Source organism: Escherichia sp. E4385 (assembly GCF_963883145.1).
Taxonomy (GTDB): domain Bacteria; phylum Pseudomonadota; class Gammaproteobacteria; order Enterobacterales; family Enterobacteriaceae; genus Escherichia.
In genome coordinates this window covers 100056-123001 of the sequence record NZ_CAWOOJ010000010.1, presented here as the reverse complement: position 1 = coordinate 123001, position 22946 = coordinate 100056, and the positions used below count along the sequence as shown (strand labels likewise).

Annotated in this window: 14 protein-coding genes and 1 pseudogene; 4 read left to right on the top strand and 11 right to left on the bottom strand. The window is 49.1% G+C overall.

Annotated features, from left to right (window positions below; genetic code table 11):
- Window positions 1-157 precede the first annotated feature (157 nt).
- Genes AACS80_RS09815 through AACS80_RS09800 form a run of 4 tightly spaced genes read right to left on the bottom strand, consistent with a single transcriptional unit; the run spans window position 158 to window position 4621 of the window.
- A complete protein-coding gene (locus AACS80_RS09815) occupies window positions 158-1576 on the bottom strand; it encodes a YlbE family protein (protein ID WP_130209788.1) in 1419 nt (472 codons plus the stop codon).
- The gene (fdrA, locus tag AACS80_RS09810) at window positions 1576-3123 is read right to left on the bottom strand and encodes an acyl-CoA synthetase FdrA (RefSeq protein ID WP_131161599.1); all 1548 of its coding nucleotides are present in this window, start codon (window positions 3121-3123) and stop codon (window positions 1576-1578) included. The genes AACS80_RS09815 and fdrA overlap by 1 nt, the downstream gene beginning before the upstream one ends.
- Window positions 3113-3976, bottom strand: a complete 864-nt coding sequence (locus AACS80_RS09805; protein WP_135409563.1) for a DUF2877 domain-containing protein — start codon at window positions 3974-3976, stop codon at window positions 3113-3115. The genes fdrA and AACS80_RS09805 overlap by 11 nt, the downstream gene beginning before the upstream one ends.
- A gap of 39 nt (window positions 3977-4015) precedes the next feature.
- Window positions 4016-4621: an ankyrin repeat domain-containing protein gene (locus AACS80_RS09800; protein WP_130209782.1), complete on the bottom strand. Its 606-nt coding sequence runs from the start codon at window positions 4619-4621 to the stop codon at window positions 4016-4018.
- Between the two features lie 257 nt (window positions 4622-4878).
- On the opposite strand from AACS80_RS09800, the gene AACS80_RS09795 reads away from it, so the two are divergent.
- Entirely contained in the window at window positions 4879-5376 is a 498-nt protein-coding gene (locus AACS80_RS09795) for a DUF1097 domain-containing protein (protein WP_130209780.1), read from the top strand.
- Between the two features lie 91 nt (window positions 5377-5467).
- Window positions 5468-6400, top strand: coding sequence for a LysR substrate-binding domain-containing protein (locus AACS80_RS09790; RefSeq protein ID WP_130261244.1), 933 nt, complete (start codon window positions 5468-5470; stop codon window positions 6398-6400).
- A 41-nt stretch (window positions 6401-6441) separates the two neighbouring features.
- Here AACS80_RS09790 and AACS80_RS09785 read toward each other — a convergent pair whose 3' ends face one another.
- Window positions 6442-7530 (bottom strand): EAL domain-containing protein, encoded by a 1089-nt coding sequence (locus AACS80_RS09785; RefSeq protein WP_130209778.1) that lies wholly within the window; start codon window positions 7528-7530, stop codon window positions 6442-6444.
- A 139-nt stretch (window positions 7531-7669) separates the two neighbouring features.
- On the bottom strand, window positions 7670-11641 hold the full coding sequence (locus AACS80_RS09780; protein ID WP_138183768.1) for an autotransporter outer membrane beta-barrel domain-containing protein: 3972 nt from the start codon (window positions 11639-11641) through the stop codon (window positions 7670-7672).
- A 597-nt stretch (window positions 11642-12238) separates the two neighbouring features.
- On the opposite strand from AACS80_RS09780, the pseudogene AACS80_RS09775 reads away from it, so the two are divergent.
- A pseudogene (locus tag AACS80_RS09775) lies at window positions 12239-12468 on the top strand (choline dehydrogenase); the annotation flags it as partial.
- Between the two features lie 95 nt (window positions 12469-12563).
- Here the strand turns inward: AACS80_RS09775 and AACS80_RS09770 are convergent.
- From AACS80_RS09770 to AACS80_RS09755, 4 genes are all read right to left on the bottom strand, one after another.
- Window positions 12564-13259 (bottom strand): LutC/YkgG family protein, encoded by a 696-nt coding sequence (locus AACS80_RS09770; RefSeq protein WP_135409561.1) that lies wholly within the window; start codon window positions 13257-13259, stop codon window positions 12564-12566.
- Window positions 13252-14679 carry a LutB/LldF family L-lactate oxidation iron-sulfur protein gene (locus AACS80_RS09765; RefSeq protein WP_135409560.1) on the bottom strand — a complete coding sequence of 476 codons (1428 nt, stop codon included), beginning with the start codon at window positions 14677-14679 and terminating at the stop codon, window positions 13252-13254. Before AACS80_RS09765 ends, AACS80_RS09770 begins: the two co-directional genes overlap by 8 nt.
- A gap of 10 nt (window positions 14680-14689) precedes the next feature.
- Window positions 14690-15409 carry a (Fe-S)-binding protein gene (locus AACS80_RS09760; protein ID WP_135409559.1) on the bottom strand — a complete coding sequence of 240 codons (720 nt, stop codon included), beginning with the start codon at window positions 15407-15409 and terminating at the stop codon, window positions 14690-14692.
- 508 nt (window positions 15410-15917) lie between these two features.
- Window positions 15918-16787 carry an aldo/keto reductase gene (locus tag AACS80_RS09755; RefSeq protein WP_130218354.1) on the bottom strand — a complete coding sequence of 290 codons (870 nt, stop codon included), beginning with the start codon at window positions 16785-16787 and terminating at the stop codon, window positions 15918-15920.
- 394 nt (window positions 16788-17181) lie between these two features.
- Between AACS80_RS09755 and AACS80_RS09750 the strand changes: the two genes are divergently transcribed.
- On the top strand, window positions 17182-18033 hold the full coding sequence (locus tag AACS80_RS09750; protein ID WP_135409558.1) for a helix-turn-helix domain-containing protein: 852 nt from the start codon (window positions 17182-17184) through the stop codon (window positions 18031-18033).
- Between the two features lie 139 nt (window positions 18034-18172).
- Here the strand turns inward: AACS80_RS09750 and fdeC are convergent, their stop codons facing one another.
- Window positions 18173-22426 (bottom strand): inverse autotransporter adhesin FdeC, encoded by a 4254-nt coding sequence (gene fdeC, locus AACS80_RS09745; RefSeq protein ID WP_138183767.1) that lies wholly within the window; start codon window positions 22424-22426, stop codon window positions 18173-18175.
- Window positions 22427-22946 lie beyond the last annotated feature (520 nt).

Here is a 22946-nt window from a genome sequence, read left to right as displayed (position 1 = left end):
TATGTCCGCTACAGAGGGTGATGAGGTTATGACCAACGCCAGACTGCCTGATGCGCTACGCTCGCGCGTCTTATCAGGCCTACAGATTCTTGCGCCATCCGTAGGCCGGATAAGGCGTTCACGCCGCATCCGGCAGAAACAACACGCACTTTACAGTTCAGACGCCGTAACGTTCGCACCAGCCAAGAATGGCTTTCTCGAAGCAGGCGAATGGTGGATGCACAATGCCCGCGCCAATCATGCCGACGCCCGCATCTTTATGGGCGATGGCGGTGTTGATCACCGGCAGAATGCCACTGCTACCCACGCGGGTGATGTCGATTGCCGACGGCACGCCCATAAAACCGAGCAGCGGAATGGTGACGTTGGGGTTTTCGCCAAGGGTGATTTCGCGCATCTGACGGGAGAAATCGATAGCCTCTTCCACCGTACCGCCCACCAGCGCGACGATTGCGGGCGCGGTCGCCATAGCAAATCCGCCAATGCCGTAGGTTTCAGTGATGGCGCTGTCGCCGATATCCAGCCCCGAATCTTCCGGCTTATAACCGGCAAACATCGGGCCGATCACCTGCTGCGCTGGGCCGGTAAACCATTGCCCCGGTAATCCGCTGACCCGCAGGCCAAACTCGACGCCGTTACGCGCCATGGTGGTCACCACGGTGCTGTATTCGATGCCGTGCGCCGCATCCATCGCCGCTTTACACATCGCCATCCACGTCGGGCCGGAGAAGTAGTCGCTGCTGGCGACAAACTCAAACACTTCGCGCTGTTGCTCCACGGAATAACCTGCCTGAATAATCCCCGGCGTCAGCGCCTGAATCAGCAACGTCGTCCCGGCGTTATTGCGGTTATGGCACTCATCGCCCATATGCAGCGCTTGCGCCAACATTAAGCGCAGATCGATCTCGCCGATAATTTTCATGGCGTCGCGCAGCATTGGCCCCTGCACATCGCGCATCCAGTTGAGGCGGTCAATCACGCTCTGGTCGTTAGCGCCCATGCGCAATATCTTCGCCATCTGCTCGCTCATGTTGGTGTAAGCGACGTTGCCGTAGGTTTTGTTTTTTACGATGTGCATAAACATCGAGGCAGAGGTGACGCCCGCCATCGATCCCACGCAGTCATGCTCGTGGCACGGCGAGAAGGTGATCTCCCCGGAAGCCGCCAGTTCAGCCGCCTCATCGAGATCTTTCGCCAGCCCTTCGAACACCAGCGCCCCGGTGACCGCGCCTTTCATCGCGCCGCACATTTTTTCCCAGGTAACCGGCGGCCCGGCGTGAAGAATGGTTTTCGCCGTCATGCCCGGCACCACGTTAATCGCCTGATCAAAACCAATCAGCACCGGATGCGACTGGATAATGCGCTCCAGCGCCTGCTGGTTAGCGGCGGCGATTTTGTCCGCCAGCGGTGAATCGGCAATGTTGTCCAGCGCCTGCACCACCTGCATATTGCCCTGCCCCGGCGGCGTCCAGTCGAGTTGGGTCACTTCTACATGCTGCTTTTTCAGGTCATCGCTAAACATGGCGATACCGACGTTAATAACGTTCAACGGTTGGCTAAACAGTGACTGGCTCATCAGGCTTCCTCCCCTTTGCAGATAAATTCACGCGCCAGCAATCCGGTATTGGTGCTGCTGCTGGCCAGAATCACTCCGGCATCAAGCAGCATCTGGCTTTGTTGTTCTAATGATGGCGTATCGAGATCGGTGCCCAGCACATAAGCGAGAATGATCAACTCACGGCCTTCGGCAGCGGCGATCGCTTTCGCTTCTTTGATCGCCTCGATGGTGGAACCAACCGGATCTTCATGCGATCCAAATCCGAGCACAAAATCCATCACGATCACCGCCACTTCTGGATCGCGCGCTTCTTCGATCAAGCGGCTGATGCGGTTGGTGGGGTCAATCATTGGATGCGGCTTGCCGTTGGTGAAGTCGTCATCGCCAAAGTCGAGGAAGGTGTGTTTGATGCTGCGGTTGATATCTTTCAGGCGGAATTCAGGATCGGGCTGAATGTTGCTGTAGACATCGCCGTGTTTTTCCATCACCGCGAACATGGTTTCGTCACACAGCGTGCCGCCGCAGAACAGGCCACGAATGTATTTCTGCTGCGGTTGCAGACGCGCACGCACATCCGCAATCAACGGCTGGTTCAGGGTATGCAGGTCGAGATGTTCCTGTTTCACGCCGGAGAGCATCACTGCTTTCAGCGCCGCTTCTTTGCTGCCGCGGGCAAACTGGAGTCCCTGCTCGTCAACCGGCGTTTCGCCACGACCGAGGAAGCAGACCACTACCGACTTGCGGCAGGCGCGCGCACGTTCCAGCACTTTGCGGGCCACCGCAGGCGCTGGCGGTTTGGAGATAAGCACAATGATTTCAGTTTGCGGATCGTTTTCTAACATGCCGATGGCGTCGAGCATCATCAGGCCGCCGATTTTCTCGCTCAGGTCGCGCCCGCCAGTGCCAATCAGTTGCGAAACGCCGCCGCCAAATTCATGGATACGGACGCTCAGTTCCTGGCTGCCGGTGCCGGATGCGCCAACAATACCGATGTTGCCGCGACGCACGGCGTTACCAAAGCAGAGCGCCGCGCCGTTGATAATCGCCGTGCCGCAGTCTGGCCCCATCATCAGCAGCCCTTTTTCGTGGGCCAGCTGCTTGAGCGCCAGTTCATCTTCAACCGAGACATTATCGGAAAACAGCATCACGTTAAGGTCGTTTTGCAGCGCCTGACGCGCTTCGCGCGCAGCAAACAGGCCGTTGACCGAAATCACTGCCAGGTTACTTTCCGGGATATGCTTTTTGGCGCTGGCAATCGTGGCGTAACGCGCCTCGTGCGAGCCGCTTTGCGCTTTGGTGTTGAACAACTCTTCAATCTCCACCAGCAACTGCTCGTTGTCCGCGCCCGCTTTGCCGTTGATGACAATCATCAGGTCGCCGTTTTTCGCCTGTTCCAGCTCCGGCGTCAGCAGCCCTAAATTTTTCAGTACGCCTTTGTTCATTTCGGTCGCCATCGCCACAAATGCCTGCTCGACGCCGTCGAGTTTATTTGCACGCGTGGAGATAGACATCAGCGAGACAGAATCAAAATAGGTATTCGGTTTAATGACTATTTTAACTGACATAATTCCCTCCGTAGGTTTGGCTCAGCGCACAACCATCGGCCATGCCATACAGCATGTCGCAGCCGGAACTGGAGCCAATATGTTTAATTTTTTCTATTGCCTGAGTTGCGTTCCCAGGGATGTCATAAATAATGTCGTGTATAAAACGATGAATATTTTCCCGGCAGCGTTGTTGTAATGCGGCTTCCAGCGTTATGGCACTTAATAACGTGGTATTATTTTTGCCGCGTTGCAGACCGAGATAAAATTCCTCTTTGTATTTTTCCGCCGGATGCCCGGATATAAATAAAATAAGCGCCAGCCCTGTTAAATAATCGTCGGCTGATGGCGTAAGGCCAATCCCTAAGCCCATCATACTGGCGACCGCTGAGGCGATATTTTGTTTATCGTTTACTGCCTGAATAACTGCCCGTCGTTTAATATGTAATTCTTTATTTAATGCCTGATAAAACGGATTATCGCCGTGATAATTAAACAGGGTTTCATTTTCCCCCAGGTGCTGATGAATAATGTCGTGCCACTGTTGCCAGGCGATAAAGTGAAAATTCAGAGCGGTCATTTGCAAGGTTGGGGACAGCCAACGCTGACATCGACTCATCTCTATATGAAGATGTTGACCAACCGTAATGCCTTGATCGTCAAACTGAACCTTATCACCATGCCGGAACAGACCATCAAAGTGAGTGAGTGCCAACCGACAACTGTTTGGCGCATTGTCGTACTCTTCACAAAGCAGCGTCAGCAACTGCTGGCGGGCCGGGAGTGCGATATTTACCGCTCTGGCAAAGACCTGTTCGACCTGTCCTTGCCCCCGCTGCGCCAGAAAATCCGCATCCGCAGTTAGCGCCCACACACACCGTCTTTCTGGTGTGTCGATAGCCAGCCTCCCGGTTTATGCGCCTGCGGCAATCAGCAACTGCGCAATCTCTTCAAAACCCCGTTCCCGCGCCAGTTCCAGCGGCGTTTTGCCATATTTATCCGTCATGTGCGGGCTGGCCCCGTGTTCCAGCAATAGCTGGACAATCGCCTGCTGTTTAATCCCGCCATCGTTAAGCACAATCGCTTCCAGTAGCGGCGTCCAGCCAACATGGTTGGTCTGGTTAACGTTAATCTCCGTATGCGCCAAAAGTTCTTTCACAATACTTAAATGGCCTTTTTCACAGGCAGGCGTCAGGCCGACACCACCGAAACGGGTGACGCAATTAAGGTCTGGTTTAGCCGGTAAAATAATTCGTAGCAGCGTTAAATCACCGTTCAGGCAGCTCATTAAAAAAGGATTTAAACATGTCAGGTCTTGTTTATTAATATCCGCCCCGGCATCAATTAATGCCTGAACGCAAGCATATTGCTGATATAAACTTGCCAGCGTAATTGCCGTTTTCCCCTGGCGATCGCAGGTATTAATATCGACACCCAGCGCAAGACAGGTTTTTACTTTATCGATATCGCCCTGTTGTGCAGCCAATAAATAGTCGGCAGGTAGATTTTTTATAGTCATTCACATTCCCCTGGTTTTTGTGGCTGTTTTCGATGAATTGAGAATAGCAACGATAATCTGATAAAAGAACCCGCTTAAATTTAATTCGCCGTATTTCGCCTTTTTGTTGAATGATGTTCAACAATCTTTTCGCAGTGTGCGGTAGTGCAATATTTGTTTCTTTGACCCGATACCCTTTCACTCAATCAGGTTTTATTTCTCTATAGTCTGCACATGTAAGCGCAGCTTTCGTCCATGTCTAACCAGAGGGGAACAAGATGAACGGACTCACTGCAACGGGTATAACCGTCGGTGTTTGTGCAGGGCTTTGGCAGTTAGTGTCTTCACATGTTGGGCTTTCTCAGGGATGGGAATTATTAGGTACGATAGGGTTCGTCGCCTTTTGCAGTTTTTATGCCGCAGGCGGCGGTAAATCGGGGTTTATCAGAAGCCTGGCGGTTAACTATTCCGGGATGGTGTGGGCGTTTTTCGCCGCGCTGGCTGCCGGTTGGCTGGCCTCGGTGAGTGGGCTGTCCGCGTTCTGGGCGAGCGTGATTACGACTGTACCCTTCTCGGCGGTGGTGGTCTGGCAAGGGCGTTTCTGGTTACTGTCATTTATTCCCGGTGGCTTTCTCGGCATGACGCTGTTTTTTGCCAGCGGGATGAACTGGACGGTAACGTTACTGGGTTTTCTGGCGGGTAACTGCGTGGGGATAATTTCAGAATATGGCGGACAAAAATTAAGCGAAGCGACGACTAAACGCGACGGGTATTAAAAGTTATTCAAAAATGATTATCTATCTTTAACCGATACCTCTACAGTCATAGCTGGAGAAATTCATAGTAGATAATGGCGGGAATGGTTTAATGAACTCAATTTTTACCGAAGAGAATCTGTTGGCATTTACTACCGCTGCGCGTTTTGGCAGCTTCAGTAAAGCGGCAGAAGAGTTGGGTTTAACCACTTCCGCCATTAGCTACACCATCAAGCGTATGGAGACGGGGCTGGATGTGGTGCTGTTCACTCGTAACACCCGCAGCATTGAGTTAACCGAGTCCGGGCGTTATTTTTTCCGCAAAGCTACCGACCTGCTGAATGATTTTCACGCCATCAAACGCAGTATCGATACTATTTCTCAGGGCATAGAAGCGCGCGTGCGCATTTGTATTAATCAGCTACTTTATACGCCCAAACACACCGCACGCTTATTACAGGTGCTGAAAAAGCAGTTTCCTACCTGCCAGATTACCGTGACGACCGAAGTGTATAACGGCGTCTGGGATGCGATTATCAATAATCAGGCGAATATCGCCATCGGCGCGCCCGACACGCTGCTGGACGGTGGCGGTATTGATTACACTGAAATTGGCGCGATTCGCTGGGCTTTTGCCATTGCCCCGGATCACCCACTGGCCTTTATGCCAGAACCGATCGCTGAAAGTCAGTTGCGTCTTTACCCTAACATCATGGTGGAAGATACCGCGCATACGATTAATAAAAAAGTAGGTTGGTTGCTGCATGGGCAGGAGTCGATTCTGGTGCCAGATTTCAATACCAAATGTCAGTGCCAGATTTTAGGTGAAGGGATTGGTTTTTTGCCGGATTACATGGTCCGTGAGGCGATGACGCAATCCCTGCTGGTTACCCGACAAATCCATAATCCGCGCCAGGATTCGCGCATGTTACTGGCGACTCAGCATTCTGCTACGGGTCAGGTGACGCAGTGGATTAAAAAACAATTTGCGCCAAATGGCATATTAACGGGGATCTATCAGGATTTACTGCATCGGGAGAATTGATACCACTCAACCTCCCGATGCGTTGTGAATAGCGGTTTAGATCAACCACCGGCTTTCATTACCCATTCAGAGATAAATTTATTACCAGGAACTGGCGGGGAGTACAAATAGCCCTGCAAAAAGTGAACGCCTTTACCGATCATTAAGTCCGCCTGTTCCTGAGTTTCCACCCCTTCAGCCACGATACTCAGACCAGGTTTACGCGCCAGTTCGACAATATTGTCGACAATATGACCGGAGATTTCGTCCACGCTCGCCATTTGCACAAATGACTTATCGATCTTAATAAAATCGACCGGGAACGCCTGCAAGTAACGATAGGTCGCATAACCCGTACCAAAATCATCCAGCGCAAAGGTAATGTTGTGCTGATGAAGGCTATCAAATATCGCTCTGGCTTCTGGCGTTACCGGAATAGGGTTACGTTCCGTCAGCTCAAGAACCAGCTTGATTTTATCGTTACCTAATTTCTTAACCAGGTTCAGACACTCTTTTTCAAATCCCGCAGCCAAGAAACAGCCCGCCGAGACGTTGATACCAATATGGAAATTGTCCGGCAGCAAATGTTTTACCGGCATCAGAATATCCGCAGTCTGTTTCATCAACTGGCGGGTCATTATGACGATAAGACCAGATGACTCCGCCAGAGGAATAAATTGATCCGGCGGGATGATTCCCGTTTGCGGATGTTCCCAACGAACAAGCACTTCACAACCTGTCAGTACCCCTGTCTGAGCACAAAATACCGGTTGGATCCACGGTTTGAATTCATGGTTTTCCAGCGCCAGACTGATGGCTTCAGGTGTGACAATATGGTGACAACGGTTGTCAGGAAGATAAATTTTATTTTTATTTCCCGTAGCAGTGGTTACCTGCGGGTGATACTGAAAAAAGATATCCCGCCAGAAGGTAATATCACTCTGGATGCCTAATTTCTCATACAACTGCTTCTTTTGATGTGAAATTGTCTTTGCACTGCGATTTCTGTACTGTGAGATTTCTGTAACCGACATCCCCTCCATTAGCAGCTTGAGTAAAAGCCGTTCTTTTTCGGACACAATACCAGGCAACGTCAAATTAACCGTTGCGCCGAACTCTTCCAAAAAAACACTCAAATCATGCGAAGCCATTTAACACACCTTGATTAAATCTTGTGCGCCAGCTTAATCTGCTTGTCTTCACTCTGGCAGGAAAAGCTGGCTGCAAGAAAATGACACAGAGAGCCGAATTAGCACCCATTCGGCTCTCTCCTTTTACTTATTATTCAGATCAGAATTGCCACTTAACGCCAATCATTGCAGAGGTGTCATTATATCCCTTATCGGCAACCTGAACGCCCACATTTCCCCAGACATTCAGGTTGGCATTTAGCTGTCCTTCAACCCCCGTCTTTATCTCGGCAATATTTCGGGCTCCATCCTGAGTGACTGACACGCCATCCATGCTGGTGCTGAAATCCTTACTGTTATGCAACCAGTTCACTTCCACAAATGGCTGGAACTCGCGGGATTTACCGTCGTCCATTTTATGATGACTCTTCAGCCAGGTTTTTACACCAAGTCGAGTCTGAATGTTGCCATCACCGCTGCTACCAACAAGAGTACCGTTACTTTCGCGGTGCTTATCGGCTTTTACTCCCATCCAGGTAACCTGAGCTTGCGGCTGAACATACCATTCATTACGCGTTCCCTGGCTGCCATTAAATTCAGCTAATTTGTGTTTGTATCCAGCTTCCAGTGAAGCGGTAAATCCTTTTGATTTATAGGATTCACTTTGTAAATCATCCCCTTTCACTGTGTTATCAAACCAGCTGTACTGCGCCCAACTGTCGAGATACGCGCCATTATGCGATTCGTCATCAGCATACCAGGTGGCATACAGGCCAGTGCTATATCCATTCACACTCGCTTTTGAACGATAACCGGTTCGCGAGGAAATGGTTTTGCTGTCGCTGTTGCCATATCCCGCCATGACCCCAACATGCCAGCGGTCGTTGCCGTTTTGGCTCCACTGCGCGATGTCGCCTCCCAGTTGCAGAACATAGCGATTGCTTTGGGTTTTCAGCTGGCCGCTGCCATCGCGCCATTTATTATGACCACCTTCATGGCGCATCCACATAGTGGTTTGTTTCTGCTCACCCGTCACCATGTCGGTATAGTACGTATTACCCAGACGCTCATGCAGACGCGTAGTGAACATGGTATTCGCTGCTGCAAGGTTCGCGATGTAGCTGCCCGCTTCCGGTCGCAGGTCATTATCCACATTCAGATCCGGCCCCGGCGTCGGCTCTGGAGTCGGAGTCGGATTAGGCTCCGGATTCGGCATCGGCTCTGGTTCCGGCTGCAGTTCAGCTGAATCACCACCACTGGTCAGATACCAGTTACCGCTATTTGCCCCCTTACCACGCGCGAGAGTGTAGTCATATGCGCCCGCAACGATACGTCCTGCCTGAACAAATTCCCCCTCAGACTTACCATCAACATGGATAAGTTCAATGCCGTTAAGCGTTTTAGCGCCAGAACCGCCTGCGTTATTCACCGTAACGGAAGTCGTGCCGCTGGTATCGCCCTCAACAACCAGTTTATCCGTCACTGAATCATCGCCATTCAGTGCCGTATTCATCACCAGTCGGCCGTTATCACTATGGTAGTTCCCCTTCACCACTAACGCGTTGCCCGCTTGCTGTCCAGACTCTCCGGTCATCAGCGTACCGTTGTTAGTCAGGTTGCCGCCCAGGGTGTAATTCACAGGCACAGCCGCTCTTTTTTCAGCGCTATTATTCAACACCAGGGTACCGTTGTTCTCAACATTTGCGCTACCCAATCCCTGTGCATGACTTACCAGCACTTTAGCCGAGCTGGCAATATTCATATTAGCCGTCAGGTTGCTGTTATCGCCCGCGACTTCCAGCGTGCCGCTCTGAATATTCAGCTCTCCGTTCCCCGTTAACGAACCGGCTGAAGTCCCCCCGTTGGCAAGCGTCAGACTGCCGCCGTTTAAGTTCAGCAGCGAATCGGCGCCGCCATTGAGCGTGCCCACAGTCTGGCTGTGACCATTCATATCCAGTTCAGTCTCTGCCGCCAGACGCAGTTCCTGGGTATTACCCAACACGTTATCGTTATTCAACAAGAGCGTCCCGCTGCGCAGATCGGTAATACCGGTATAGTCGTTGTCTTTGTTAGAAAGCGATACGGTCTGACCTTTCTGGCTGCTGAATGCCAGGTCACCACTGCCGGTAATCTTTGCGCTGAGATCGGCGGCATTGTCGCTTTTACCGTTGGCGCTCAGCACCAGAGCATCGCTGTCGGTAGCGTGTAAATCAAGCTGGGTCAGGCCGTAACCGATATACAGACCGTCATTGTTTACCCCACTCGTCAGACGATAGTCGTAAGTGCCGACGGCCGCTGTTTGTCCATTCTGCTGAATATCACGTTGGGCGCTGCTGGAGAGAATTTGGCCATTTTTATCCTGCAATTGCAGGTTGCCCGCATCGCCCAGAACTTCCGCACCTTGTGCATCAACCAGCTTAATGGTGCTGTTACCATCATCGACTTCAGTGAGCGATAACGCAGAATCAATATCACGAGATACTGAGCGGACAACGTCACTGTCAGAAACCTGAATCACACCCTCGCCGCGCAGATCCAGCGTTTTACTAACGTTGACCGTCCCTTCTGTCATCTGTGCACCTGCTGTCAGGGCACCAAAATCAACGGTTCCGCCGGAGAATCCCAAAGTGCTAATGGAGTGAGCGCCCTTACCCACCGTTACCAGGCTTCCCTGACCCGCAGTGATCCCGCCTTTTTGCAGAAACTCAGCATTCTTTTCCAGGTTAAATGTCGTGTTCTGGAACGCCAGTGAACCCTGGAACCAGTCTGTATAAGCAAACTCATCGAAGGAGAATTCGTGATTCCCCATGTTTATTTCAACAATGCCGTTACCTTCAAGATCGTTATCAAATACCCAATCTTTGTTGGCATTAATTTGCAATTTGCCATCAACATCCAGCTCTGCACGGCCGATGTTCTTGTCTTCAGAAATAACCGCGACAGCACCAGAAGCAACATCAATATATCCGTAGAATGTATTGTTATTGCCGGTCAACTCCACCGTCCCGCCGTCGATACTTATTGTACCGTTGCCATAGATCTTATTGGCAAAGGTCATGCTATCGTCAGCCTTCAGGTGTAATTTCCCGCGGTTGGTGATTTCTGCAGTGCCTATATTTTGGGTAATCCCCAAAGCCCCGTTTTTCTCAATCGTTACTTTGCCGCTAAAGGCGGAATTATCACCGGTTAAGTAAGTCGTACCATTGAGTGCATTGATATAGCCCAGGCCCTCGCTGCCACTGACAATATCCGCGGAAATAGTCGCGTTTTTATCCGTGTGGTTTAAGGTGATTTTCTTTTCGGATGTCTTTGCCCACACAAACTCAATTTTTTCGGCATCAATAATCCCTGCAGCCTTCGCATCATTCCCTTGCCGGGCACCTAACGCCAACTCAGAGTTGGTGCTTAAACTAATTGTCGGCGCAGAAATTTTACCACCTTCCGAAACAGCAAGTGTTGTATCGGAGACTTGATCATAATAGCCCAGGCTAATTTGCTTAGTGGCGTTAACTTCACCGCCGTTATTAACTGACAGGTACTGATTACCACCGTAACTGCCGTAAACGCCCATAAAAAAGGTTTGGGAATTTACCTGGCTGCCTTCACCACTGACATTTCCCTGCAAATAAGTCAGACGACTGGTGCCCTTAACATGGATTTTTCCGCCGTTGGAGACGTTAAAATAGCCTCTATCGTGGGTAATATTAGAGTAAGACTCATATAAATCATCAGCATATAACTCACTGCCGGCATTGGAGACGTTCAGAAACCCCGTCCCTTTTAACAAAAAGTTAAGCGAGCCATTGATATGCACCTTCCCTCCGGTGATATCCAGTCCACCACCAGAAGCGAGAGTCAGACGTGGACGAGAAGAGTCTGTCGCATCGATTACCAGATTGGCATTGTCGGTCACTGAAATACGGTAATCAATAGTTTGGTTATCTTTACTGAATACAGCTGTGTGATCTTCACTTACAGTAACATCTTTAGACATTGCCAGAGATGAATATAAACTTATCGCGCTAATTAAAACAGCCCGGGACTTTTTTCCTTTTATTTTGCTTCCCAGTTCAGAGCAAACACTCCAACAGTTACGGGACCTGTTCCACTTTAGCCGATATATTTTATTCATCACAATCTCCAGCAATACATCCAAATAAAACCAAGATTGCATAAACAGCAACGCATAAAATGCCATCCCGGTTGCTGCTCATGGCATATATAAATTCAAAAAAATCGCATAACATTGATAACCACATACCTGGGTATGCAGTTCAGAGAGTAATAATAGATTAACTTACTACCGGACACCTATTTCAAATTAACAATCTTAACTTTATCCTTACATTAGCACCCAGTCTCGAACATATGCGCATTATATGTATCTAAGAGCTCAAATCAACTCAAAATATAAACAAGAAGCAGGCATTACACATTTAATATATAACCGACAAAGGTGATAACTCTTATTAGGTATTTAATTATAAGAATTGTCTTATTAATAAATATATGTGCGCATAAGACTGAATCCATTCAGCTTTCATTCATATAAAACCGTTAATTAATAGAATATAAGATTTACAAGTGACTAAGAGGAATTACAAGATATGAAATTACAACTATATATAATATATGCATAAAATTCTACAGTGGGTCAATAATTCCCGTACCATATGCAGAGATGGCGCAGTTTTATGCACGTCCTGGAACATCACACTATTTCCTGTGTGTCGATTGTCAGACCGATGAACAGCTCAACGAACTTGTGCGTAATTGCACCGAAACCGCCTTTCCCCCGTGCGATGCGTACAGAACAGACTACGACGAGACGGCGGGCCGTATACGAACTGGAGGGCCTGCGCGTGGTGGATGCATCAATTATGATTGGCGAAAAGCACGGCTGCGTATTTTGTGGCGAATGGAATGCCGCTGAGAACTAAAAATTCAGTCGCGACTTGATTTGGCTGTAGGCCTTGTAAGGTTGAGAGTTACCGTTTTGATATGGGACTGAATCCTGCCATAAAAACGTGAGGTAACTCTCATGTTACTCCCTCTCAGCAATCCTCAATGATCAGGTACACCGCCTTTACCGGGCCATGAACCCCGACGACTTTGATAAGCTCAATATCCGCCGTTGAACTGGGGCCACTAATAATGTTAATGCAGGACGGCATACGTTCACCGGACTGCGCTTTCTGATGCAATTTTTCTGCAAGTTGCGCCACACGTGGCAGGATGGTGCTTTTGCGCAGGATAAAAATTGAGGACTCAGGGAGCAAACTCAACGAGCGTCCACGCTCAGCAGCGGAAAAAAGCACCACGCCTCCCGATTCTGTTAAGCCATATTCAGCATACACTACGCCAACGTTAGCCTGCTCTGCCTGCGAGATATTCTCGGCACCTTTCAGCGGATCCCACACGACGGCATTGCATCCCTGCTGTAAACGTTCACTGATCCCCAGTTCTTCCAGTCGCCTGTCGCCACTAACCACAACCGACTGATCTCCCAGCTCTTTACACAGGCGTAATGCAGCATCCGCGGCCTGCGCCTCGCTGATCAGTTCACAACGCGTCAACATGATATCACTGGCAAACTGGATAAACGCGTCACAGCGCTGTTGCTGGTTAAGTTCAGTAAGACGCTCGTTTGCATAGTTGTTAAGCGGTGCATCTTCTGTTTGCGGTTCGAGTCGCAACGGACGCCCCAGTGCCTGAGCGATGTTTTGCAAGAATTCGCTTCGATTATCCATTCTTTTTCTCCTGCGCCTGATGTTTCTTAAACCAACTACGGAAACTCTCGCCGTCAGCTTCAGGAAGATCGCGGGCTTCCATCCAGTCGCTAATCGCCCCGATCTTGAGTGGTGTTTTGCCGCCACTGATAAACCAGCTTGCCGCATGAGCGCCTGCCATCATTCCGACTTTCCACAATCCCGGATGACTATTGGCATAAGCGAACATTTTAATCGCCCGTTGCTCTGCTTTTGCGGTGATCCCTTTTTCAGCCATCACTCGACGATGGCGCAAAATCAGTTTTGACAGAGGAATACGCACCGGACACACGCTGTCACAGGCCGTGCATAAAGAGCAGGCGTAGGGTAAATCTTTAAAATCTTTATAGCCGCCAAGTAGCGGAGAAATCACCGCGCCGATTGGCCCTGGGTAAATAGATCCGTATCCGTGACCTCCAATGTGGCGATATGCCGGACAAGTATTCATGCAGGCCCCGCAGCGAATACAGCGCAGCACATCCCGAAATTCAGAGGCCAGCACTTCAGAACGCCCGTTATCAACAATAACCAGATGAAACTCTTCTGGCCCGTCCACATGCCCCGCTTCGCGCGGCCCTGTCAGCCAGGTGTTGTATCCCGTCAAACGTGCGCCAACGGCACTACGCGCCAGCATGGTGATCAATACATCAACCTCGGCAAACGTGGGGGCAATACGCTCCATCCCCATCACCGCGATGTGCGTTTTAGGTAGCGTGGTACACATTCGCGCATTGCCTTCATTGGTCACCAGGCATACCGAACCTGTTTCTGCTACCGCGAAATTACAGCCGGTTATACCGATTTCGGCACTGAGGAAATCTTCACGGATCTTTTGACGAATGAATAAGGTCATCGCTTCAGGCGTCTCCGGGCCATCATAGCCCAGACGTTCGTGTAGCACCCGGCGGATCTGGTGGCGATCTTTATGGATAGCCGGGACCACAACATGAGATGGCGGATCTTGATCCAACTGAAGAATGTATTCACCCAGATCGGTTTCAATCACCTGAATGCCAGCGTCCTGCAACACATGATTGACGCCAATCTCTTCGGTCACCATCGATTTAGATTTCACCACCTTCCGGGCATTTTTGTGTTGGGCGACCTGTAAAATGTAGCGGGTAGCGTCTTCTTTGGTTTTTGCAAAATAGACGTGACCGCCGTTTTGCGTCACTTTTTCGGAGAGCTGGTACAGATAAGCGTCGAGATTACTCAGAACATGATCACGTATCTGGCTGGCACGATCGCGCCACTCCTCCCAGTGACCTAATTCATCGACCATTTTTTGCCGATTTGCCCCAATACGCTGCTGCGCGTTTGCCACCGCTTTGCGCATGATCGGATCTTCAATTTGCTGACGGATGCGTGTCTTGAACTCTGTATTACTGGTTTTGATCGACATCTTTATACCCTCAGCGGCTCATCAGCACTTCAGCAATATGCATCACTTTGACTTTCTGCCCTTCCCGTTGTAATCGCCCACTTATATTCAGCAAGCAACTAATGTCGGCACCAATTAAATACTCAGGACAGACCTCCATCAGGTGTGAAACCTTTTCTTTCACCATCTCGCCGGAAATTTCGGCCATTTTGACCGAGAACGTACCGCCAAACCCGCAGCAAGTATCCTGTTCGGCAAAGGGCAACAGCTCCAGTCCGCGTACGTTTTTCAGCAGCGTAAGTGGTTCATCCTTCACACCCAGCTTACGGGCCAGACTGCAGGATGGATGATATACCGCCCTCCCTTGCAAGCTGGCGCCTACATCGACGACCCCTAATGTATTGACAATAAAAGAAGTGAGATCCTGCATACGCGCGGCGACCTTTTCTGCACGTAATGCCCATTCTGGTTCGTCAGCCAGATATGTTGGGTAACTTTTTACGGCGTAAGTGCAGGAACCGGCGGGCGAAATAATGGGATCGTCGTTATCTTCAAGTGCAGCGATCAGATTTTTCATTCCAGGGATCGCTTCTTTGATATAACCACTATTGATCGCAGGCTGACCGCAGCATCCCTGTTTCTCAGGAAAATTTACGCGACAGCCGAGTTTTTCCAGGAGCAGCACGGAGTCGCGTGCCATCCTTGATTTCAGGGCATCACCGATACAGGTAACAAAGAAATTTACATTCACAACCAATACTCCATTGCTTCATTTCTATTTATGCCTGATCGCAACCACTCCTTCCGGGTTATCAGACATCAATAAAAATGGCGGCTTTTTTATTGGGTAGCAGAATACAAACTCAAACTGATTTGTATGACAAATCAATAATCCATCATTGGATACCTGGATGCAATAGCTAATTTTATTTCTTTCGGCGTCGCTCACATTTTTATAATGATCGCCACTAACAATACGGAATCATGCATTCGATATAATAACGTCATGAATCCAATCGAATTTATCTTAAACCCCCATTTAGAGACACTCATTTAGTATCTGTTAAAAAAGTCCACCAAATGAGTATAAATAAAATTATTAACAATAATTACACAACCATTAATAACTGTAATTTTATCTTACTGAAGCGATTCAGTGTGTTTTTATAATGAGGCCCCGCCTTCGGAAAATATATAATAACATCTGCTATAAGTTATATTTTCAGAGTGCGGGTCAGGTAGTATCCTGATAACTCTAATTAGTTATGTATTTTTACGCCAAGACAGCCACGAACAAACTCAGGATTAAAATGTTTTACGGATTCGCCAACATACCCCAGATCAAGTGAGCTTATTTGCGCCATTTCTTTCTCTGTCAGTGAAAAATCCCAGATAGCGAAGTTCTCTTCAATACGATGCTGATGAGTCGATTTTGGAATAACAACCACTCCCCGTTGAATATTCCAGCGTAGAATTACCTGAGAAATCGATTTTTGGTGAGCATTTGCAATACCCTGAAGCAGGCTGTTTTCAAATGGTTTATGTCTTCCACCGCCTAATGGTGCCCATGCTTCAGGCTGCACGTTGTAGTATTTCATGGTTGCCAGCGCTTCTGGTTGGGCAAAATAGGGATGCAACTCAACCTGGTTGACCATTGGCTTAATTCTGACTGTTTCACAAAAGTTTGCCAGAACATGAGGATAGAAATTGGAAACCCCAATCGCTTTCAGTTTGCCCTCTTCATAAGCCTCTTCCAGTGCACGCCATGCACTGAAATAATCGCGCATTGCCTGGTGCAATAAATAGAGATCAAAGTATTCAAGTCCCGATTTTTTTAATGACGCTTCAATACCTGCTTTTGCCGTATCCTGATCAACCATGTCCTGCACCCACAGTTTAGACGTAATAAATAACTCCTCGCGGGTACAGAAACCTTCCGAAATGGCTTCACGAATAGCGTCGCCGACGGCGTCTTCATTACCATATACCGCTGCAGTGTCGATGAGTCGATAACCGGTTCGGATAGCATTCAACACTGATTGTTTACATACTTCTTTATCGGTAACCTGAAAAACACCAAATCCCATCATCGGCATTTTCAGATTGTTGCTTAATACGGAAAATTCCACTAGCAGTCCCTCCATTACATATGAATCATTAGTCTACGTTAAAACATGACCGCAGATTAGTATGTGGATTTTGATATCACTTATGTAAAAATTTCATTAATAATAGGGGACTGTACTCTCTCTATTATGGGAAAAATGAAGCAGACACGATGAGATTGATGACAAGCACAAAATTGCCTGATGCGCTATGATTATCATGCCGACCAGAGAATCGCAATTTATTGAATTTGCGCTATTTTGTAGGCGGGATAAGTTCCGGTATACACAACAAGCATTTGTCAACAATCTGAGATACTGTCAGTCGCCTGGCCTCGGACCTTTCTGTTTTTGATACACTAATAGCCTTTGTCATACGAAAAATGTACGAAATGGCGAAGGGTAAATGGAGAATGTTATGATCAGGCAGAAGATTTTGCAGCAACTCCTGGAGTGGATTGAGTGCAATCTCGGTAACCCTATCTCAATCGAAGATATCGCACAGAAATCAGGCTACAGTAGACGCAATATCCAGCTCCTGTTCAGAAACTTCATGCATGTGCCGCTGGGAGAATACATTCGCAAACGAAGACTTTGCCGGGCGGCTATTCTTGTCCGACTCACAGCGAAATCTATGCTTGATATTGCACTATCTTTGCATTTTGATTCACAGCAGTCATTCAGTCGCGAATTTAAAAAGTTGTTCGGATGCTCTCCCCGAGAATACCGGCTCCGTGATTATTGGGATCTGGAAAATATCTTCCCTCCATTTTTAGCACGCCAACATACAAAAACTGATTGCACATTAATTCATTTCCCTGAAACACGTATTTTTGGCAATTCATTTAAGTATGATACTGAAATATCGAATAAATCACCGGATGAAGAAGTCAAATTGCGACGTCATCATTTAGCCCGGTGTATGAAGGATTTTAAGACGGATATCTATTTCGTCTCAACGTTTAAACCATCAACAAAGTCGGTCGATTTACTCACAGTTGAAACCTTTGCTGGTACGGTATGTGAATATGCTGACATGCCGAAAGAGTGGACAACGACCCGAGGACTTTATGCTTCTTTCCGTTATGAAGGAAACTGGGAACATTACTCTGACTGGGTTCGGAACATCTATCTGATAGAGTTGCCTGCCAGGGGGTTAGCCAGAGTGAACGGCAGCGATATTGAGCGATTTTATTACAATGAAGATTTCGTAGAAAAGGATGGCAATGATGTTGTTTGCGAAATTCTTATCCCCGTTCGTCCGGTTTAGTTTGTCGCTATGTCTTATTGAGTTTTATCCTGGCCTGCTACTGTTTAATCAGTAGCAGGCCAGGTATTCAGTGAATAATGGCGTTGAACATGTCAACACCATTATTCTTTATTAGATCGTAACGTTCATACTATTCAAATTATGGCATCTCCTCCTCGCCCTTTTCAGTCTCTACAGCCTCGGCGTTAATTGTCACCTTCACAGGCGTCATTTCGTACCCGCCATACGTCAGTGCGTGGAATGTGAACGTATAGGTACCTGGCTTGGTGGTACTAAATGTACGCTTGATTTCCCCGCTCGAGAAATGGTCGGCCTTCGACGGCGAGAACTTATAATCCGCCTCTGTCACGTCTTTCGGAGCCTCAATGTCGACCCACATAGTTCCTCCTACGGGATTGTTTGCCGAGAACAGGGTAACCGTCATTGTTGCGGTCGTTACCCCATCCGCCACCAGAGAATCTACATCAGATGATGCGGCGAGCACCGCGTTTTTATCATCCGCGACGAATTTAGATTCGGCAGTTTTCGTCGATACCTGACCGTCGGTCTGACTCACTTTCGCCGTGAGTGTATATTTCGCTGCGACAGTAGTCGTGGCGGTGAAAATAGCCTGCCCTTGCTCATTAGTTTTCGCCGTCCCATTGGGAGTCAGAACTAAATTTTCCGGGCTGGCAGTCAGCGTCACGTCACTATCTTTCAACAGGTTGTTATTGGCATCAGTCACCGTAACTTTATACGTCTGTTTGGCATTGCCGTCCGCCAGTGCATAGTTGCCAATCACCTCAATACCGGAGACGGTTGCGGTAGCCTTATCGGCCACAAACGTTATAGTCTGCGCATCCGAAGGCTTGTCATTTCCTGCCGACGCCGTGACCTCATACGTTCCGGCAGTCACGGAAACCACTTTCAGTTCCGCTTTACCCTCCTTGTCAGCGTTCACCATGATATTACCGTCTGCAAGCGGTTTGACGCCCCGAGGCAGATTAAAGACGACCACAGCGCCAGGAAGAAGGTTGCCGTATTGATCCTTAACCGTTGCCGTCAGCGTAAAGGCATCTTTGTCGTTTGCCACTTTTGGATCAGCGCCATCAACCTCCAGACTCGCCTGACCGGTACTGAAATCCGCCTTGAATTTCACCGTAACCGTCTTCTGAGTATTATTCACTGAGGCCGCGATGCTGTGTTCCCCGGCAACCGTTGACATCAGCTCAATGTCGGCTTTACCTGCCGCATCGGTTGTTACCGTATTCCCCGTCTTGCTGGTCACACCTTTCGGCAGAGTCAGCGTCACATTTTGTCCCTGCAACGGGTTGCCATAGCTGTCCACAACGGTCAGGGTTACCTGGTTAGTCGACTGTCCATTAGCCAGCTGGTTATCAACCTTCACCGTCATATCACTGATCACTGCCAGGGAAGCATCGCCTGCAACATTCAGCACCAGTGGCTGAGCAACGGCATTTTGGCCGTTCACTCGCGGCATCACAGACAGCTGACCCGCGGCAGATCCCAGAGTTAAGGTCGCCACGTAGACCCCATTACTTGTTTCTGTCCAGTCTCCTGCTGAAGGTCGCTCTGTCCCCGTGCTGGCAGCACCACTAAACTGCGGTGCATCTGGCTTCAGCCCGGTGACAAGGTTCCCGTACGCATCCTTCACGGTGAAGGTGAGTTTCGTCGTCGCTTTGACGGTCGGAGCCTCATTGTCCGCAACAAGCGTAGAGTTCGCTGATGACATCTCCCCCGCAATGACAGTCAACTGCGCGGCTTCGGTGGCTGCTGGCTGGCCGTTGAATAGCGGCATAACGAGAAGCTCACCTGTCTTTCCGCCTGTGGTCAGCGTAGCGACATAGGAACCATCGCCTTGCTCGGTCCAGTTGGATACCGTCGCCCCTTCAGATGCAGCACCTGTCAGGCTTGCCGACAGGGAAAGGCCGCTGATAGCGTTGCCATGCGCATCTTTTGCAATAAGCGTCACGGTTGTGCTTTCGCCTGCTTTTACGCGATCTTTTGCCACAGAGACTGTCGACTGGCCTGAAGATAACGCATCAGCCACCACGGTCACTTTAGCCGCATTCGCTGCCGCGTCCTGTCCATTGAGCTTCGGCATTACCTCTAATTCACCCGCCGTAGTACCGAGAGAAATCTGCGCAGTCCAGGTCCCGTCGCCATTATCCGTCCAGCCTGAGGCCTTAGAACCTGCAGCGGCTGCGCCCGATAATGACGGTGCATCCGGATTGAGGCCAGTTACAGGGTTGTCATTAGCATCTTTTGCCGACCAGATTGCCGTAACTGTACCGCCAACCACCGGTTTTTCTGGATTAAGGGCGATGGTCGAATGTGCTGCATCAAGCGGCCCGGCGACAAACTTCAGCGTTTGTTGTAATGAGCCCAACTGATACTGCTCGCTAAAGGCACGCACAACAACGTTTCCGGCACGGGTCGAAGAAACCGTAGCGCTGTAAACGCCTGGTTTTACCTCCGAAATGGTACCAATGGTGACACCATTGCTATCCTGCGGAACAAATCGCAAGCGGCTGGCCTCTCCCGTCACCGGGTTACCATCAGTATCCACCGCAGTCAGCGTCAGCGTGTGGGATTGCTGACCATCGGCAACCACGTCTCCTGAAGATTCATTCACGCTCAGAGTAGACTTCGACACATCCATCATCGTGGCGCGCAATTCTGCAGTGACGGTTTTGCTCATGCCATCAACGCTAACCGTAATCGTTGCCTCACCTGATTGCGTTCCGGTAGTAAAGACAGACTGGTACACCCCAGCTTCAGTTTCGGTGAACTCACTCAGTGTTGGCTGTGCCTGTGATTTAGTGGCCTTCAGGGTACGAGTCACAATATTTCCAGCTGGCTTGAACGTCAGCTCAGACTTGATCTGATCTTTCATACCCGTGACTGGCTGCCCCTCTGCATCGCGCAGAGAAAGCACCAGTGGCTTTTGCTCACTACCGTTAGCAAGCATTTGGATACGGCTCTGACCGTCAAGCGTTAACGCCGTGCGCTCGGCACTCATACCTGCTCCGGTAATGACCACCTCTGTCTGCACGCGTTTTGAGGCATTGCCTTTGTTGTCGTAGGCAACCGCAGAAATCGCATAATAATTGTTTTTGCCTGCCTGGTAAGCCGGGAGCGTCACTTGCCACTGATTGCCCTGCCCGGTAATTTTTCCGCCTGCGGCCAGCAAAGATGGCGCTTCCCATTGAACATTTTTCAGACCGTGAGTTGCTTTGCTCACCACAAGCCCCAGGGAAACCGTCTGCCCGCCCTTACCTTCAATGCGCTCAGGCAGAGCAATACGGATCACTTCAGATTTGCGATACTCAAGAACGATATTGTTATTACGCTCAACCAGGTCATAGCGGCTGCCTGCCAGTACCCGACGCTCGCGAATGCTATCCGTATCGAGTTGTTTCGCCAAAGGTTCGCCAATTCGGTAGTTAACTTCCAGGCCAAAGCGAGTGTCATTCTCACCGCTCTTGCCCTGCTTATGCCCGGCGCTCAGTGTCAGAAGAGGCACTGGCGTATAGGTCACCTCGGCAGAAATAGCATGCGGGTCTTTCTGGCGCTTATCTTTACCAAACAGCCCGACTTCATCGCCATAATACTGTTCATACATCAGGCTTGCGCCAAGCTGCGGCCAGGCAGGTAAATAGCCCTCTGCGCGGATATCCCAACCATTCGCCGGGCGTTCCTGATAATCCTCAATATCCGGCGATTTTTTCCAGCCAGAAGCGCGGATATAACCATTGGCGCTCAGTTTCAGATAATCGCGCCAGTATTCCGCACCAACACCAATGCGGGTATGACTACGGGATAAATCATGGTCAATAAAGGTGTTCACCCCTGCCATCCAGTCATTTCCTGAAAAATGACGCCAGCCAAAACCAATATTTGACTGAGTACGATCGTCTGTACGATGTATTGCCCCTTGAGTGAACAACATATTTGTCGGTGTATCATAAATCGGATAAAGCATTTCCAGCGAAGAATCCTTCAGCGAGAAATCCTTATCGACATTCAGTTTAACGCGCGCAGTACCATATTTCCCGAGCCACTCCTGGATTTCCTGGGTAGCTTTAGTGGTGGCCATCCCGGTAATAAAATTACGTGTCGCATCGCTATCTGGCTGACTACTCAAAAATGTCCCGGCATTTGCGGCAAACGACGCGACATTTTTCTCCACATTATTATCAGCAGTTACCGTAGTATTTTCCATGCTCAACCGTGGCTGAACCGCATTCTGCGCACGTGCCGCCATTACCGGCGTAAAGGTGACTGCGAGTGGAAAAAGAACCTGAACAGAGATATTTGCCCACGCCACGCAGCGGGCCAGAACTGAATAACGAAATCGTGGTTGTTTATGACCTGTTTTATAACGTGACATTGAGATAATTTCCTGATGAACGAATTAACGAACATAGGCAGACACAAATAATGGCGTCCGCTTGTCAGAAAAACCGGGAATTTCCCGGTTTCCTTTTCCGCAGAAAAGGAAATACCTTTATGTAAGAAAGTACACCGCCACCTAATATATCCAGTGCCTGTAGCCACTCATCAGGTGGTTGGGCGCGGGATTATATTTTTATTTATGGGTGAAAATTTAGCTTTTTGTGCAAGTCATTAAATAGATACCTAAGTTATATTTCTTAGTCTGCGGACAGTGAATAATTCATTATTCAGAGTGAATAATAATGACCTGCCTTTAATTTATCACGATTGGCAATACGTCGAAGTAGGTATATACGCCAGGATAAACCAATATATTTTTTATGGATATTCATTTTCCTTCATCAGACTGTAAATTCCGGGGATATCGAACTTGCACGACTCATCTCAACACTCAAACAGATTTATGAATTTCGTTCATAACCCCTGACAGATCCTGCCGTCTAATCGAGCTCTTC

What these genes read in the sequence shown, in the direction of transcription:
- AACS80_RS09815 (WP_130209788.1), bottom strand. Translation starts at nt 1,576, where the DNA reads ATGAGCCAGTCACTGTTTAGCCAACCGTTGAACGTTATTAACGTCGGT.
- fdrA (WP_131161599.1), bottom strand. Translation starts at nt 3,123, where the DNA reads ATGTCAGTTAAAATAGTCATTAAACCGAATACCTATTTTGATTCTGTC.
- AACS80_RS09770 (WP_135409561.1), bottom strand. Translation starts at nt 13,259, where the DNA reads ATGGATAATCGAAGCGAATTCTTGCAAAACATCGCTCAGGCACTGGGG.
- AACS80_RS09790 (WP_130261244.1), top strand. Translation starts at nt 5,468, where the DNA reads ATGAACTCAATTTTTACCGAAGAGAATCTGTTGGCATTTACTACCGCT.
- AACS80_RS09780 (WP_138183768.1), bottom strand. Translation starts at nt 11,641, where the DNA reads ATGAATAAAATATATCGGCTAAAGTGGAACAGGTCCCGTAACTGTTGG.
- fdeC (WP_138183767.1), bottom strand. Translation starts at nt 22,426, where the DNA reads ATGTCACGTTATAAAACAGGTCATAAACAACCACGATTTCGTTATTCA.
- AACS80_RS09765 (WP_135409560.1), bottom strand. Translation starts at nt 14,679, where the DNA reads ATGTCGATCAAAACCAGTAATACAGAGTTCAAGACACGCATCCGTCAG.
- AACS80_RS09795 (WP_130209780.1), top strand. Translation starts at nt 4,879, where the DNA reads ATGAACGGACTCACTGCAACGGGTATAACCGTCGGTGTTTGTGCAGGG.
- AACS80_RS09785 (WP_130209778.1), bottom strand. Translation starts at nt 7,530, where the DNA reads ATGGCTTCGCATGATTTGAGTGTTTTTTTGGAAGAGTTCGGCGCAACG.
- AACS80_RS09800 (WP_130209782.1), bottom strand. Translation starts at nt 4,621, where the DNA reads ATGACTATAAAAAATCTACCTGCCGACTATTTATTGGCTGCACAACAG.
- AACS80_RS09750 (WP_135409558.1), top strand. Translation starts at nt 17,182, where the DNA reads ATGATCAGGCAGAAGATTTTGCAGCAACTCCTGGAGTGGATTGAGTGC.